We start from the raw sequence: 15,476 nt of genomic DNA, 5'->3' as shown, positions 1-15,476 counted from the left end.
CCTTCCTAGTTTCGGCGCCATGCCGAAGAAGATCGCGTTGGTGGCCGCGCTGCTGGTCCTGGCGGTGCCGGGTGGCGACCCGCCGCCGTTCACGCCCAGGGTCGAGGTGCACGGCGACCTCGCCCGGGCCGCGCACGTCGCGGTCGTCGTGCCGGGGTCCGATGTGGACGACCGGCGGTTCGACCGCACGGTCGGGCGGATGGCGCGCGACCTGCACGCCTCCGTCGGGCGGGACGACGTCGCGGTGGTCGCGTGGCTGGGGTACCGGACGCCGTCCGGGCTCGGGGTGGACGCGGCCGGCGGCCGGTTGGCGCGGGCGGGCGCGGTCGCGCTGGACGAGTACGTGCGCACGTTGCCGGGGCACGTGCACCTGATGTGCCACAGCTACGGGTCGGTGGTGTGCGGGTTGGCCCGGCCACGCGTCGACGACGTGGTGCTCCTCGGCTCACCCGGCGTGCGGGTGGACTCCGTGACGTCCGGCGCGCGGGTGTGGGCGGCGCGCGGCGGCCGGGACTGGACGCGGTGGGTGCCCTCGGTGCGGCTGGGCGACCTGGGGCACGGCCCCGACCCGGTCGACCCGGCGTTCGGCGCGCGGGTGTTCGACGCGGGCGACATCGGCCACGACGAGTACTTCCGGGAGGGCACGCCGTCGCTGCGCGCCCTGTCCCGGATCGCGGTGGGGGAGACGCCGTGACGCAACGGGACCCGGTGATCGACGCGACGCGCGCGATCGCCGTCGTCGGGGTGGTGCTGGGGCACTGGCTGGTGACGGCCGTGGTGCTCACCGGTGACGGGCTGGTGGTGGACAGCCCGTTGCGGTGGATGCCGGAGCTGGCGCCGCTGACCTGGGTGCTCCAGGTGTTGGGGCTGTTCTTCTTCGCCGGCGGGTTCGGCGCGGTGCGGTCGGGCGTGCCGTGGTGGTCGCGGGCGCGCAAGCTCGTGCCGCCGGTGGTGGTGCTGCTGGGCGCGTGGGCCGCGGTCCTGTTCGGACTGTCGATGCGCGGGTTGCCGCAGCAGACCGTGATGACCGTCGGGTACCTCGTCGTGACGCCGTTGTGGTTCCTGGTCGTGTACGTCGTGCTGTCGGCGTTCACGCCGTTGCTGCGCCGGCTGGGCTGGTGGGGCGTGGTGGTCCCGGTCGCGCTGGTGGCGGTGGACGTCGGCTGGGTGAACGTGGTCGCGGTGTGGTGGGCGCCGTGGCAGGTGGGCGTGCTCGTGGCCCAGCGGGGGCACCACCGCTCGTGGGGTGCGGTGCTGTTCGCGGCCGGCGGGGTGGCGTTCGCGCTGCTGCTGGCCGCCGGGTACCCGGCCAGTGCGGTCGGCGTGCCGGGCGCGGCGGAGTCGAACCTGTCGCCGCCGTCGGCCGCGGCGCTGGCGTTGGCGCTGGCGCAGGTGGGGTTGGTGCTGCTGGTCCGGCCGTCGTTCCCGGCGCGGCGGCTGAACGCGCGGGCGTTGCCGATCTTCCTGGTGCACCAGAGCGCGTTGCTGGTGGTGACGTTGGCGGGATCGGTGTTCGGCTCGTTGCGCGGCCTGCACACGCCGCCGTCGGACGCGCTATGGGTGCTGGAACGCGGGACGTGGCTGCCGGTGTTCACCTGCGTGTGCCTGGTCCTGCTTCGGTATGGCCGCCGCCAGGGCGACGACGATCGTCGCGCCGTGCAGGACGACCACCGCGCCGGTGGGCTCCAGCACCAGCAGCGGCGGCACGCAGGCCAAGGCGGTGAGCAGCCAGGGGCGGCGGCCGTGGCACGTGCCGGCGTGCGCGGTGTGCAGCAGGTACCAGCCCAGCAGCAGGTGGATCAGGTTCTGCAGCGGGTCGACCTTGAGCACGACCAGCGTGCCCGCCGCGCCCGCGAACCCGGTCACCACGAACCCGAGGACGCCGAGCACCCCGTAGCCGGCGCCGAGCGTGACGGCGAGCCGGGTGCGGTGGGTCTCGCGGGTGCGGCAGGGGCTGAGCGCGGCGTTCCGCTCGAAGCGGTGGAACACGGCCAGGACGGGCAGGAGCAGCAGCACCAGCACGGCCAGCCAGCGCGGCTTGGTGGCGACCCAGTCGAACGCGGCCGGCGAGTCGAGCAGGCCGAGCACGCCGATCACGGCGGCCAGCACGGTCAGGTAGCCGAGGTAGACCGTCATGGGCGCGGTCCGGGCGAACTCCACGACCCGCCACGGCCCGCTGCCCGCGAGCCACGCCGTGACGCGGGGCTTGAGCAGCAGCACCACGCTGATCTGGGCGAGGCCGAGCACGAGCAGGCACACGGTGGGCGGGCTGAGGTTCGAGCCGCCCTCGCCGGGCAGCGGCATCATCGTGCGCGGGTAGCCGCCGAACGTGATCAGCGCGAGTAGCGCGGGCACGGCGGCGAGCGCGAGGGCGCCGAGCACCTTGCGCGAGACGCGCTGCAGGCTGCCGTCGGCGTAGTGGAAGCCGAGCTGTTGCAGCAGCAGCGCGCCCAGCACCAGGTTGAGGTAGCCGCCGGTGCGCCAGGCGAAGCCGATGCGGGCCAGGTCGACCACGATCATGGCGGCGACGAGCGCGACCGGCGTGGCCAGGCGGGCGTTGCGGTGCAGCCAGGCCATGACCGGGGTGGCGGCGACCGCGACCAGGTACAGGCCGAGGAACCACAGCGGGTGCGCGATGAGCCGGCCGAACATCTCCACCCGCGACTTGTCCACGTCGAGCAGTTCCAGCGGCAGCGGCAGGACCAGCCAGGCCAGCACGAACGCGAGCACGGGCCGCAGCAGCCAGGAGATCCGCGCGGCGAGGTAGCGGCCGTAGCCGCCGTGGTCGGCCTGCACGGCGTGCCAGCCGACGAGGTTGGCGTGGCCGCCCGCGAAGTAGAAGACGGGGATGGCCTGGAGCGCCCAGGTGAGCAGCCACAGCCAGGTCGCGCTCACGCCCGCCCAGTGCAGGACGGTGATCACGGACTGGCCGATCACCACCAGGGCGAGCGCGCTCAGCCGCAGGAACGTGGCGTAGCGGTCGTGGGTGGCCCGTGGCCGGGGCGCGTCGACGGGTTCGTCGGGTCCTCGCTTGCGCGGCAGGCGGGCGAGCAGCAGGAACACCACGACGGCGCTGCCGAAGCCCCAGGCGAGGACGGGTTCGTGGCCGGGCGGTCCCCAGCGCTGCCGCCACGAGTTGAACTCCAGGCCCGCCGCGTAGAGCTGGGCGGTCGCGTGGCACCGCGTGGCGTGGCCGCGCGGGTTCACGTCGCACTGGGCGTGCATGTCGGCCGCGAGGCGGGCGTCGAGGGACTTGCGGGCTTCCTGGCCCAGCGGGCGGCCCTTGTGCTCGGCGTAGCGGAGCAGGTCGTAGCCCAGGTCGTGCGCCTTGCAGCCGGTGCCGAAGTCCCACTCGGTGTCGCCCGCCGGGCCGGAGCACCCGCCGTTCGGGTCGACGGCCCGGGTGGACCCGTCGGGCCCGGGGACCACCACCGGCTCGCGGTTGGTCACCTCGCCGAAGTCGGCCGGGAACCCGAGGAGCGGGTTCGCCCCGCTGGGGTTGGCCATCGCCTCGACGGCCCGCGCCGCCACCGCGACGTCACCCTCCAGTGGCGAGGTGTCGGTCGCGCCCGCCGGCCTGGACGCGATCACGCCGCAGACGAACACGGCCAGCGCCACCAGCACGAACCTGAACCAGGCGGGCAGGCGGGCGAGCAACCGGAGCCCCGGCCACCCCCCGGTGGTCTTCACCGCCACGTCACCCATTGGCAGCCCAGCGTACGCGAAACTCCCCAACCCACCCCGCCGCGTGTCCTGCGCTCAGGACCACCGCGTGCTACGTCAAGGCCCCGCATGTCCGACGTCCAGCACCCCCGAGTCGAACGCTCGGGACCCGCGACCTGCGCCTTCCCCGCGCGTCAGGGGTGCACGGGCAACGCGCCCGACAACGACGCCAGCGCCATCTGCGAGAGCAGCGCGGCCATCTGGTCGCGGTCCAGGTGCGCGCTGTGGGGCGTGGAGTTGATCAGGCCGAACACGGCGTGCGCCGCCGCACGGGCGGTCGGCTCGTCCACCTCCGGCGACGTCTTGCGGATCGTCTCCACCCACACCTCGACGTAACGCCGCTGGAGCGCTCTCACCCGCCGCCGGTCCGGGTCGGTCAGGTTCGCCAGGTTGCGGATCTGCACGGTGATCAGCGCCGGGTCGTCCAACGCGAAGTCGACGTGCCACCGGATCAATTCCCGAAGCGCGTGCGCCGGGTCGCCCGACGCGGCCACCCGGTTCTGCCCGCCGTCGAGCAACCGCTCGCTGATGGACGTCAGCATCTCGCCCAGCATCGCGTCCTTGCTGCGGAAGTGCCGGTACAACGCCGGCCCGGAAATCCCCACCGCGGCACCGATGTCGTCGATGCCGACGCCGTGGAAGCCGTGCCGGGCGAACAGTTCGGCGGCGGCGGCCAGGATCTGGTCACGGCGGGTCTGCTTCGCTGGCTCGGCTGGCACGGCGCCCATCTTAAACGGCCGGCCCGGTCCACGTAAACGGGCGTTAACCTGGCCGTCGGCAAACGATCACCGCCCCGCGGCCGAAACGCGTAGTTAACTCTTGACCCACTCTTTTTATATAGGACTACTTACTGGTAACCCTTGTTGTGCTCCGCATCACACCCTGCGTTGTTTCCCTCCGGGAGGCTCCGATGCGCCTTGTCCGAACCCTGTCCAGCGCGGCGCTGGCAATCGTCGCCGCGCTGGCACTCGTCGTGCCGGCCGAAGCGGCCGCCGCCAACTACGTCGCACTCGGCGACTCCTACTCGTCCGGAACGGGCACCGGCTCGTACTACAGCGACTCCGGCAGCTGCAAGCGCAGCCAGTACAGCTACCCGGCGCTCTGGGCGGCGTCCCACGCGCCCGCGTCGTTCAAGTTCGTGGCCTGCTCCGGCGCCAAGACCGGCGACGTGCTCGCCAACCAGGTCAGCGCCCTGACGGCCTCGACCTCCCTGGTCAGCATCTCGATCGGTGGGAACGACGCCGGCTTCACCGACGTGATCACCACGTGCACCTTCGGCTCCGACTCGACCTGCGTCAACCGGGTCAACCAGGCCAAGGCCTACGCCACCGGCACGCTGCCCGGCCTGCTGGACAACGTCTACGCGCAGATCCGCACCCGCGCGCCGTCCGCCACGGTCGTCGTGCTCGGCTACCCGCGCCTGTACAAGGTGCCGGGCAGCTGCTCGGTCGGCCTGAGCGACACCAAGCGCGCGGCGATCAACTCCGCCGCCGACACCCTGCACCAGGTCATCTCCGCCCGGGCGGGCGCGAAGTCGTTCGCCTACCGCGACCTGCGCACCGCGTTCACCGGGCACGAGATCTGCTCGTCGGACTGGTGGCTCAACAGCCTGTCGTGGCCGGTGGAGGAGTCCTACCACCCCAACCGCAACGGCCAGCGCCTCGGCTACCTGCCCCAGCTCACCGCCGTCACCGGCTGACCTGGACCCGCACCACCCCGGAGGGGGCCGCACCCGCGGCCCCCTCCGGCTTGTGAACAGGAGTTAACAAGCGCTAACATCTCCTCAGGTTAACGACGGCTAACCGCGAGGAGTTCGATGGACGCCCCGGTGTTGCGCAGCACGGCCGACAAGTCGGCCGAGGCCTTCCGGCGCTACCACGACGAGCACGCGCGACTCGTGCAGGACCTGCGCGCCAAGCTCGGCCGAGCCGCCCTGGGCGGCCCGGAGAAGGCACGGACCCGGCACGTGGCGCGCGGCAAGCTGCTGCCGCGCGACCGGGTCGACACGCTGCTCGACCCCGGTTCGCCGTTCCTCGAACTGTCGCCGCTGGCCGCGGACGGCCTGTACGGCGACGAGGCGCCCGCCGCGGGCGTCATCACGGGCGTCGGCCGCGTGTCCGGCCGCGAGGTCGTGGTCGTCGCCAACGACGCCACCGTCAAGGGCGGCACCTACTACCCGCTGACGGTGAAGAAGCACCTGCGCGCCCAGGAGGTGGCGCTGCAGAACCACCTGCCGTGCGTCTACCTGGTGGACTCCGGGGGCGCGTTCCTGCCGAAGCAGGACGAGGTGTTCCCGGACCGCGAGCACTTCGGCCGGATCTTCTTCAACCAGGCCACCATGTCCGCCCGCGGCATACCGCAGATCGCCGCCGTGCTCGGCTCGTGCACGGCGGGCGGCGCGTACGTGCCCGCGATGTCGGACGAGGCGGTGATCGTGCGCGGCCAGGGCACGATCTTCCTCGGCGGCCCGCCGCTGGTGAAGGCCGCGACCGGCGAGGTCGTCACGGCCGAGGAGCTGGGCGGCGGCGAACTGCACTCGCGCACGTCCGGCGTCACCGACCACCTGGCGGAGGACGACGCGCACGCGTTGCGGATCGTGCGCTCGATCGTCAGCACGCTGGGTCCGCGCGCGCCGCGCCCGTGGCAGGTCGAGCCGACCGTGGAGCCCGCGGTCGACCCCGCCGAGCTGTACGGCGTCGTGCCGACGGACAGCCGCACGCCCTACGACGTGCGCGAGGTGATCGCCCGCGTCGTGGACGGCAGCCGGTTCCACGAGTTCAAGAAGGAGTACGGCGCGACGCTGGTCACCGGGTTCGCCCGGATCCACGGCCACCCGGTCGGCATCGTGGCCAACAACGGCGTGCTGTTCGGCGAGTCGGCGTTGAAGGGCGCGCACTTCATCCAGCTGTGCGACCAGCGCGGCGTGCCGCTGGTGTTCCTGCAGAACATCAGCGGGTTCATGGTCGGCCGCGAGTACGAGGCGGCGGGCATCGCCAAGCACGGCGCGAAGATGGTGACGGCGGTGGCGTGCGCGCGGGTGCCGAAGTTCACCGTGGTCATCGGCGGGTCGTTCGGCGCGGGCAACTACTCCATGTGCGGCCGGGCCTACTCGCCCCGGTTCCTGTGGATGTGGCCCAACGCCCGGATCTCGGTGATGGGCGGCGAGCAGGCGGCCTCGGTGCTGGCGACGGTGCGGCGCGACCAGCTCGGCGACGAGTGGTCGGCCGAGGACGAGGAGGCGTTCAAGGCGCCGATCCGGCAGCAGTACGAGGACCAGGGCAACCCGTACTACTCCACGGCCCGGCTCTGGGACGACGGCGTGATCGACCCGCTCGACACGCGCACGGTGCTCGGCCTGGCCCTGTCCACGGCGGCGAACGCCCCGATCGAGCCGGTTTCCCACGGCGTCTTCCGGATGTGAGGGCGATGTCTCGGCAGGAGATGTTCGACAGCGTTCTGGTGGCCAACCGCGGCGAGATCGCGGTGCGGGTGATCCGCGCGTTGCGGCGGTTCGGGATCCGCTCGGTGGCCGTGCACAGCGACGCGGACGCCGACGCGCTGCACGTGCGGATGGCGGACGTGGCGGTGCGCATCGGGCCCGCGTCGGCGCGGGAGAGCTACCTGTCAGTCGAGCGGATCGTCGAGGCGGCGCTCTCGACCGGCGCGCAGGCCGTGCACCCCGGGTACGGGTTCCTCGCCGAGAACGCGGAGTTCGCGCGGGCGTGCGAGAAGGCCGGGCTGGTGTTCATCGGGCCGCCCGCGGACGCGATCGAGGCGATGGGCGACAAGATCCGCGCCAAGCTGACCGTCGCGGCGGCGGGCGTGCCGGTGGTGCCGGGGCGGACCGAGGTCGGGATGACCGACGACGACCTGGTCGAGGCGGCGGGCGAGATCGGCTTCCCGGTGCTGCTCAAGCCGTCGGCGGGCGGTGGCGGCAAGGGCATGCGGCTGGTGGAGTCCGGTGCCGGCCTGCGGGACGCCATCGAGTCGGCGCGGCGCGAGGCGCGCGGGTCGTTCGGCGACGACGCGCTGCTGATCGAGCGGTTCATCGGCAACCCGCGGCACATCGAGATCCAGGTGCTGGCCGACGCGCACGGCGGGGTCGTGCACCTCGGCGAGCGCGAGTGCAGCCTGCAGCGGCGGCACCAGAAGATCATCGAGGAGGCGCCGTCGCCGATGGTCTCGCCGGAGCTGCGGGAGGCCATGGGCACGGCGGCGGTCGAGGCGGCGAAGGCCGTCGGGTACGTCGGCGCGGGCACGGTCGAGTTCATCGTGGACGGCGCGTCCGGCGACTACTTCTTCATGGAGATGAACACCCGGCTCCAGGTCGAGCACCCGGTGACCGAGCTGGTGACCGGCGTCGACCTGGTCGAGTGGCAGTTGCGGGTGGCCGCGGGCGAGCCGCTGGGCTTCACGTCGGTGGACCTGGCCGGGCACGCCGTCGAGGCCCGCGTCTACGCCGAGGACCCGGCGCGCGGGTTCCTGCCGACCGGGGGGACGGTGCTCGCGCTGGACGAGCCCTCCGACGTGCGGGTGGACTCGGCGTTGCGGGTGGGGCTGACCGTCAGCAGCGACTACGACCCGATGCTGGCCAAGGTGATCGCGCACGGTGCGACGCGGGAGGAGGCGCTGCGCCGGCTGGACGCCGCGTTGGGGCGGTTCGTGCTGCTGGGCGTGACGACGAACATCCCGTTCCTGCGCGCGTTGCTGCGCGACCCGGACGTGCGCGCGGGTGCGCTGGACACCGGGTTGGTCGAGCGCGGGCTGGAGTCGTTGACGCGCCACGACGTGCCGGACGAGGTGCTGGCGGCGGCGGCGCTGGAGCGGCAGCTCGCGGTGCGCGGCGACGACCCGTGGGAGCGGACCGGCGGGTGGCGGGTCGGCGAGCACGCGTGGACGAAGTGGCTGATCGACGGCGTCGAGGTCCGGGTGCGCGGCGACGAGGTGTCCGTCGACGGCCGGGAACCGGTGCGGCTCGCGGCCCACGTCGAGGACGCGTGGCTGGTGGTCGGCGGTCGGCGGTACGCGATGGCCCGTGCGGGCGACGTGCTGTGGCTTGGCCGGGACGGTCACGCGTGGGCGTTGACCGAGACCCTGCCGTCGGAGGTCGCCGCGTCGTCGGCGGCGGGCAGCGGTGGGCCGGTGACCAGCCCGATGCCGGGCACGGTGCTCGTGGCGCGGGTCGCCCAGGGCGAGCACGTGACGGCCGGCCAGGCGTTGTTCGTGGTCGAAGCGATGAAGATGGAGCACACCGTCACGTCACCCGTGGCGGGTGTGCTCGCCGAAGTGCACGTCCAGGCGGGCCAACAGGTCGCGCTGGACGAAACCCTTGCCGTCGTCGTGCCCCACGAGGAGTGAACGATGTTGGACTTCCGCCTTGACGAGGAATACGAGGCGTTGCGCAAGACCGTCGAGGAGTTCGCCCGCGAGGAGGTCGCGCCGGTCATCGGCGGGTTCTACGAGCGCGAGGAGTTCCCCTACGAGGTCGTCGCCAAGATGGGGCGGATGGGGCTGTTCGGGCTGCCGTTCCCGGAGGAGTTCGGCGGCATGGGCGGCGACTACTTCGCGTTGTGCCTGGCGTTGGAGGAGCTGGCCCGGGTCGACTCGTCGGTGGCGATCACGCTGGAGGCGGGCGTCTCGCTGGGGACGATGCCGGTGTTCCGGTTCGGCTCGGCCGAGCAGAAGGCGACCTGGCTGCCCCGGTTGTGCCGCGGCGAGGTGCTCGGCTCGTTCGGGCTCACCGAGCCCGGCAGCGGGTCGGACGCGGGCGCGCTGCGGACCACCGCGCGGGTCGACGGCGACGAGTGGGTGATCAACGGCGCCAAGGCGTTCATCACCAACTCGGGCACGGACATCACCGGGTTGGTGACGGTGGCGGCGGTGACCGGGCGGCGGGAGGACGGCAGGCCGGAGATCTCCACGATCATCGTGCCGTCGGGCACGCCGGGGTTCTCGGTGTCGCGCAAGTACTCCAAGGTCGGGTGGAACGCGTCGGACACGCGTGAGCTGTCGTTCCAGGACTGCCGCGTGCCGCTGGGGAACCTGGTCGGCGAGCGCGGGCGCGGGTACGCGCAGTTCCTGCAGACGTTGGACGAGGGCCGGGTGGCGATCGCGGCGATCGGCGTCGGCCTGGCGCAGGGGTGCGTGGACGAGTCGCTGAAGTACGCGGGGCAGCGCGAGGCGTTCGGGCACCGGATCGGCGAGTACCAGGCCATCCAGTTCAAGATCGCCGAGATGGAGGCGCGCACGCACACCGCGCGGCTGGCGTACTACCAGGCGGCGGCGAAGATGCTGCGCGGCGAGCCGTTCAAGCGCGAGGCGGCGATCGCGAAGCTGGTGTCGTCGGAGGCGGCGATGGACAACGCGCGTGAGGCGACGCAGATCTTCGGCGGGTACGGGTTCATGAACGAGTACCCGGTGGGCCGCTTCTACCGCGACGCGAAGATCCTGGAGATCGGCGAGGGCACGAGCGAGGTGCAGAAGATGCTGATCGCCCGCGAACTGGGCCTCCCGCCGGCCGCCTGACCCAGCCCGCGCGTGTCCGACGTTCGCGTCGGACACGCGGGCTGGAGGTAGGACACGCGGGTCAGGGGCGGTGGTGGCGGCCTTGGGTCGAGTGGAACCGGCGGAGGCCCTGTTCCACCTCGGTCAGGGAGAGTTCGCCGTGGGCCAGCTCGTTGGCCAGGGCGTCCGCTTCGGGGAGGGACTCCTGTTCCAGGACGGAGAGGCGGTCCTGGCGCAGGCACAGCTGGGGGAGCGCGGCCAGCTCCAGGGCCAGGGCCTCCGCCGCCGAACGGGACGTGCCCGGCGGCACGACGCGGTTGACCAGGCCGATGGCCAGCGCCTCGTCGGCGGGGACCGGGCGGCCGGTCAGGATCAGGTCCATGGCGCGGGACGTGCCGATCAGCCGCGGCAGGCGCACCGTCCCGCCGTCGATCAACGGCACGCCCCACCGGCGGCAGAACACCCCGAAGACCGCGTCCTCCTCCGCCACCCGCAGGTCGCACCACAGGGCCAGCTCCAAGCCACCCGCCACCGCGTGCCCGGCGACGGCGGCGATCACCGGCTTCGACAGCCGCAACCGCGTCGGACCCATCGGGCCGGACGGTGACGCGGGGTCGTTGCCCCGGGCAGTGCCCAACGCCTTCAGGTCGGCCCCCGAGCAGAACGTGCCGCCTTCACCGTGCAGCACGGCCACCGACGCGGTCGGGTCCTCGTCGAACTCGCGGAACACCTCGGTCAACGTGTGCGCGGTCGGCCCGTCCACCGCGTTGCGCACGGCCGGCCGGTCCAGCAGGACGGTGAACACCGGTCCCGACCGCTCAACCCGGACGGCGCTCACGGCTTCGGCAACCCCCGCTCCACGATCGCCCCGAAGTCGACGCCGCGCGGCAGCGTGCCGAACGCCACGCCCCAGTCACCGGACAGCCGCGACGCGCAGAACGCGTCCGCCACCGCCGGGTGCCCGTACCGCACCAGCAACGCGCCCTGCAACGCCAACGCCATCCGCTCCACCAGCCGCCGCGCCCGCACCTCCAGGTCGGCCACGTCGGTCAGCTCGTCCTTCAGCCCGTCGACCGCCGCGTCCAACCGCCGGTCGGCCCCGCGCGCCGCGTCCAGCTCGCCGAAGAACTCCGCCACCGCCTCCGGCGAACGCCCGAGCGCGCGCAGCGCGTCCAACGCCGCCACGTTCCCCGAACCCTCCCAGATGGACATCAGCGGCGACTCGCGGAACAGCCGCGGCATCCCCGAGTCCTCGATGTACCCGTTGCCGCCCAGGCACTCCAACGCCTCGGCGGCGTGCGCCGGGGCCCGCTTGCACACCCAGTACTTGCTCACCGCGAGCCCCAGCCTGCTCCGGTTGCCGGCCAGCCACAACGCCACCGTGGTCGCCGCCTCCGACTCCACCGCCAGGTCCGCCAGCACGTTGCGCATCGCGGGCTGGTCGACCAGGTACGCGCCGAACGCCTTGCGGTGCGCCGCGTGGTGCGTGGCCTGCGTCAACCCCAGCCGCATCCCGGACGCCGACCCGAGCACGCAGTCCAGCCGGGTCATGTTGACCATCTCGATGATGGTCCGCACGCCCCGGCCCTCCTCGCCGACGAGCCAGCCGACCGCGCCGTCGTACTCCAGCTCCGCCGAGGCGTTCGACTTGTTGCCGAGCTTGTCCTTGAGCCGCTGCAGGAACATCGCGTTGCGCGTCCCGTCCGGCAGCACGCGCGGCAGCACGAAGCACGACAGGCCGCCCGGCGCCTGCGCCAGGGTCAGGAACAGGTCCGACATCGGCGCGGACGTGAACCACTTGTGCCCGGTCAGCAGGTAGTGGTCGCCGACGGGCACGGCACGCGTGGTGTTCGCCCGCACGTCCGAGCCGCCCTGCTTCTCCGTCATCGACATGCCCGCGATGAGGCCCCGCTTGGACGACGGCGGGCGCAAGCCGAAGTCGTACTCCCGCGACGCCAGCAGCGGCTCGAACCGCTCGGCCAGCGCGGGCGTCGCGCGCAGCGCGGGCACGGCCGCGTAGGTCATCGAGATCGGGCAACCGTGGCCCGCCTCGGCCTGGCTCCACACGTAGAACTTGGCCGCGCGGGCGACGTGCGCGCCCGGCCGCTCGTCCCGCCACGGCGCCGCGTGCAGGCCGTTGGCGACCGCCGTTCCCATGAGCTCGTGCCAGGCGGGGTGGAACTCGACCTCGTCGACCCGGTGCCCGTACCGGTCGTGGGTGTGCAGCACGGGCGGGTGCGCGTTGGCCAGCCGCCCCAGGTCCTGGACGTGCGGCGTGCCCGCGAGCACGCCGAGCGCGCGGACCTCGGGTTCGGCCCACTCCGCGCCGCCGCGCCGCAGGCCGTCCAGCAGCGCCGGGTCGGCGGAGACGTCGTGCCCTTCCAGCGGCGGGACCTGGTTGGTCACCTCATGAGTGGCGTGCGTCATAACCGCCTAGCGTACTACCCGTCGGTAACTTGGAGGGGTGTGAAATTTGGGGGTGCTGATCAAGCTCCGGCGGCCTAACGTCGGTGCCGTGACGGATCACCGGCAGGGGCAGGAGACCGACCACGAGCGGGCCGTGGCCGCGTTGCGCGGCCAGTACGCGGCGATCCCGGCGGGCGCGCCGGTGCGCCTGGCCAAGTCCACGTCGAACCTCTTCCGGTTCCGCGCCGACCAGTCCGGCGGCCTCGACGTGGCCCGGTTCAACCGGGTCCTGTCGGTAAACGCCGCCGCGCGGACCGCGCAGGTCCAGGGCATGACGACCTACGAGCACCTGGTCGACGCCACCCTGCCGCACGGCCTCATGCCGCTGGTCGTGCCGCAGCTCAAGACGATCACGCTGGGCGGCGCCGTGGCGGGTCTGGGCATCGAGTCCAGCTCGTTCCGCAACGGCCTGCCGCACGAGTCCGTGCGCGAGCTGGAAGTGATGACGGGCGACGGCGAGGTCGTCACCACGCACCCCCGGGACGATGTCCACGGCGGCCTCTTCCACGGGTTCCCGAACTCCTACGGCACGCTCGGCTACACCCTGCGGCTGGAGATCGAGCTGGAGCCGGTGAAGCCGTACGTGCGGCTGCGGCACGTGCCGTTCGCCGACGCGGGCGAGTGCGCCCGGATGCTCGCCGAGGTCTGCGCCGACGGCTCCTACCAGGGCGAACCGGTCGACTTCGTCGACGGGACGGTGTTCTCCGGCACCGAGCAGTACGTGACGCTGGCGAACTGGTCCGCCACCGCGCCGTTCACCTCGGACTACACCGGCAACCAGATCTACTACCGGTCCATCCAGCGGCGCGACGTCGACTACCTGACCGTGCGCGACTACCTGTGGCGGTGGGACACCGACTGGTTCTGGTGCTCACGCGCGTTCGGCGTGCAGCACCCGGTCGTGCGGCGGCTGGTGCCCAAGCGGTACCTGCGGTCGGACGTGTACCGCAAGGTGGTCGCGTGGGACCGGCGGCACAAGCTGTCCGACCGGCTGAGCAAGGCGGTGCAGGAGCCGGTGATCCAGGACGTGGAGATCCCGGTGGACCGGCTCGCCGAGTTCCTGGACTTCTTCCACCGGGAGATCGGCATCAGCCCGGTGTGGCTGTGCCCGGTGCGGCTGAGGGCCCGGTCGGACGGGAGCCGGACGGTCTGGCCGCTGTACCCGATGGACCCGGACGTGCTGTACGTCAACGTCGGCTTCTGGTCGACGGTGCCGTTGCGGCCCGACGAGGAGCTGGGCAGCCGGAACCGGCTGATCGAGGACAAGGTCACCGAGCTGGGCGGGCACAAGTCCCTGTACTCCGACTCCTACTACGGCGAGGAGGAGTTCTGGGACAACTACAACGGCCCGACGTACCAGGACCTGAAGAAGCGGTACGACCCGGCGGGCCGGCTGCCCGATTTGTACGCCAAGTGTGTTCTCCGTAGGCGAAGGGAGCCGGGGCCAATGCGGTTGGCGGAGGTGTTCCAGCGGGCGGTCGGAGGTGGCGCGTCCGTGCGGTTCAGCGCGTACGACGGCAGCCACGCGGGGCCGGCCGACGCGGGTGTGAGCATCGAGGTGCGCACACCGGAGGCGTTGTCGTACCTGGCGTCGGCGCCGGGTGAGCTGGGTCTGGCGCGCGCGTACGTGACCGGGCACCTGGAGATCATCGGTGACGTGTACGGGGCGTTGAAGCAGCTGTCCGAGATCTCGCTGCGCGAGGTGCCGTGGGGCGAGCGGGTGGAGCTGCTGGCGACGCTCGGGCGGACCCGGCTGGGCACGAGGATCGAGGTGCCGCCGCAGGAGCGCCGGTTGCGCGGCCTGCGGCACTCCAAGGCGCGCGACCGCGAGGCGATCGCCCACCACTACGACGTGTCGAACACGTTCTACGAGTGGGTCCTCGGACCGTCCATGGCGTACACGTGCGCCGTGTACCCGACCGCGGGGTCCACCTTGGAGGAGGCGCAGTTCGCCAAGCACGACCTGGTGGCGCGCAAGCTCGGGCTGAAGCCGGGCATGCGGCTGCTGGACGTCGGCTGCGGCTGGGGCGGGATGGTCATGCACGCCGCGCGCGAGTACGGCGTGAAGGCGCTCGGCGTGACGTTGTCGCGCAACCAGGCGGAGTGGGCGCAGAAGGCCATCGTGGAGGCCGGGCTGTCCGACCTGGCCGAGGTGCGCTACCTCGACTACCGCGACGTGCGGGAGACCGGGTTCGACGCGGTCAGCTCGATCGGCCTGACCGAGCACATCGGCAAGGCCAAGCTCCCCGCGTACTTCCGGTCGCTGTACGGCAAGCTCAAGCCGGGCGGGCGGCTGCTCAACCACTGCATCACCCGGCCGGACAACAGGCAGCCGGCGCGGACCGGCGGGTTCATCAACCGGTACGTGTTCCCCGACGGCGAGCTGGTCGGGCCGGGCCACCTGGTGTCGTTGATGCACGACACCGGGTTCGAGGTGCGGCACGAGGAGAACCTGCGCGAGCACTACGCCATGACGCTGGCGGCGTGGTGCGACAACCTGGAGAAGCACTGGGACGACGCGGTGACCGAGGTGGGTCTCGGCCGGGCGCGGGTGTGGCGGCTGTACCTGGCCGCGTCCCGGCTGGGCTTCGAGCGCAACAACATCCAGCTGCACCAGGTGCTGGGCGTGAAGCTGGACGGCACCACCTCGCACATGCCGCTGCGCCCGGAGTGGCTCGGCTGACGCGGCCGGGGGGGGGGGGGGGGCCCCCCCCCCGCCCCCCCCCCCCCCCCCCTCCTCCCCCCCCCCTGCAAAGCCCCCCCCCCCGCTTTTCGGGGTGCCC

10 protein-coding genes and 2 pseudogenes are annotated in these 15,476 nt (G+C 72.5%); 8 read left to right on the top strand and 4 right to left on the bottom strand.

Features of this window, described 5'->3' with window-relative positions; all coding sequences use genetic code 11:
• The first annotated feature begins 19 nt into the window (after positions 1-19).
• Together ACZ7GX_RS38500 and ACZ7GX_RS38495 are read left to right on the top strand one after the other, a co-directional pair.
• Complete coding sequence (locus tag ACZ7GX_RS38500; RefSeq protein ID WP_498784438.1) at positions 20-694, top strand: alpha/beta hydrolase; 675 nt, start codon at positions 20-22, stop codon at positions 692-694.
• Positions 691-1,539 (top strand): annotated as a pseudogene (locus tag ACZ7GX_RS38495) (acyltransferase family protein); the annotation flags it as partial. The gene ACZ7GX_RS38500 and the pseudogene ACZ7GX_RS38495, both read left to right, overlap by 4 nt.
• A 15-nt stretch (positions 1,540-1,554) precedes the next feature.
• Here the strand turns inward: ACZ7GX_RS38495 and ACZ7GX_RS38490 are convergent.
• Both ACZ7GX_RS38490 and ACZ7GX_RS38485 read right to left on the bottom strand, forming a co-directional pair.
• Positions 1,555-3,705, bottom strand: a complete 2,151-nt coding sequence (locus tag ACZ7GX_RS38490) for a phospholipase A2 (protein WP_498784436.1) — start codon at positions 3,703-3,705, stop codon at positions 1,555-1,557.
• Between the two features lie 152 nt (positions 3,706-3,857).
• The gene (locus ACZ7GX_RS38485; RefSeq protein ID WP_498784434.1) at positions 3,858-4,442 is read right to left on the bottom strand and encodes an SACE_7040 family transcriptional regulator; all 585 of its coding nucleotides are present in this window, start codon (positions 4,440-4,442) and stop codon (positions 3,858-3,860) included.
• Positions 4,443-4,633: 191 nt separating this feature from the next.
• Between ACZ7GX_RS38485 and ACZ7GX_RS38480 the strand changes: the two genes are divergently transcribed.
• From ACZ7GX_RS38480 to ACZ7GX_RS38465, 4 genes are all read left to right on the top strand, one after another.
• The gene (locus ACZ7GX_RS38480) at positions 4,634-5,422 is read left to right on the top strand and encodes an SGNH/GDSL hydrolase family protein (protein ID WP_498784432.1); all 789 of its coding nucleotides are present in this window, start codon (positions 4,634-4,636) and stop codon (positions 5,420-5,422) included.
• A 117-nt stretch (positions 5,423-5,539) separates the two neighbouring features.
• Entirely contained in the window at positions 5,540-7,144 is a 1,605-nt protein-coding gene (locus ACZ7GX_RS38475; protein WP_498784430.1) for a carboxyl transferase domain-containing protein, read from the top strand.
• Between the two features lie 20 nt (positions 7,145-7,164).
• On the top strand, positions 7,165-9,081 hold the full coding sequence (locus tag ACZ7GX_RS38470) for an acetyl/propionyl/methylcrotonyl-CoA carboxylase subunit alpha (RefSeq protein WP_498784488.1): 1,917 nt from the start codon (positions 7,165-7,167) through the stop codon (positions 9,079-9,081).
• Positions 9,082-9,084: 3 nt separating this feature from the next.
• Positions 9,085-10,248, top strand: coding sequence for an acyl-CoA dehydrogenase family protein (locus tag ACZ7GX_RS38465; protein ID WP_498784428.1), 1,164 nt, complete (start codon positions 9,085-9,087; stop codon positions 10,246-10,248).
• Between the two features lie 61 nt (positions 10,249-10,309).
• Here ACZ7GX_RS38465 and ACZ7GX_RS38460 read toward each other — a convergent pair whose 3' ends face one another.
• Together ACZ7GX_RS38460 and ACZ7GX_RS38455 are read right to left on the bottom strand one after the other, a co-directional pair.
• A complete protein-coding gene (locus ACZ7GX_RS38460) occupies positions 10,310-11,065 on the bottom strand; it encodes a crotonase/enoyl-CoA hydratase family protein (RefSeq protein ID WP_498784426.1) in 756 nt (251 codons plus the stop codon).
• Positions 11,062-12,654: an acyl-CoA dehydrogenase family protein gene (locus ACZ7GX_RS38455; RefSeq protein ID WP_498784423.1), complete on the bottom strand. Its 1,593-nt coding sequence runs from the start codon at positions 12,652-12,654 to the stop codon at positions 11,062-11,064. Before ACZ7GX_RS38455 ends, ACZ7GX_RS38460 begins: the two co-directional genes overlap by 4 nt.
• Positions 12,655-12,742: 88 nt before the next feature.
• On the opposite strand from ACZ7GX_RS38455, the pseudogene ACZ7GX_RS38450 reads away from it, so the two are divergent.
• Positions 12,743-14,122: pseudogene (locus ACZ7GX_RS38450) on the top strand (FAD-binding oxidoreductase); the annotation flags it as partial.
• Between the two features lie 18 nt (positions 14,123-14,140).
• Positions 14,141-15,376, top strand: coding sequence for a class I SAM-dependent methyltransferase (locus tag ACZ7GX_RS38445; RefSeq protein WP_498784486.1), 1,236 nt, complete (start codon positions 14,141-14,143; stop codon positions 15,374-15,376).
• Positions 15,377-15,476 lie beyond the last annotated feature (100 nt).

The sequence above is a fragment of the Actinosynnema sp. NPDC037264 genome (genome assembly GCF_055603705.1).
Note: the sequence above shows the minus strand (reverse complement) of the source record. Positions and strands in the feature narration are given on the sequence as shown.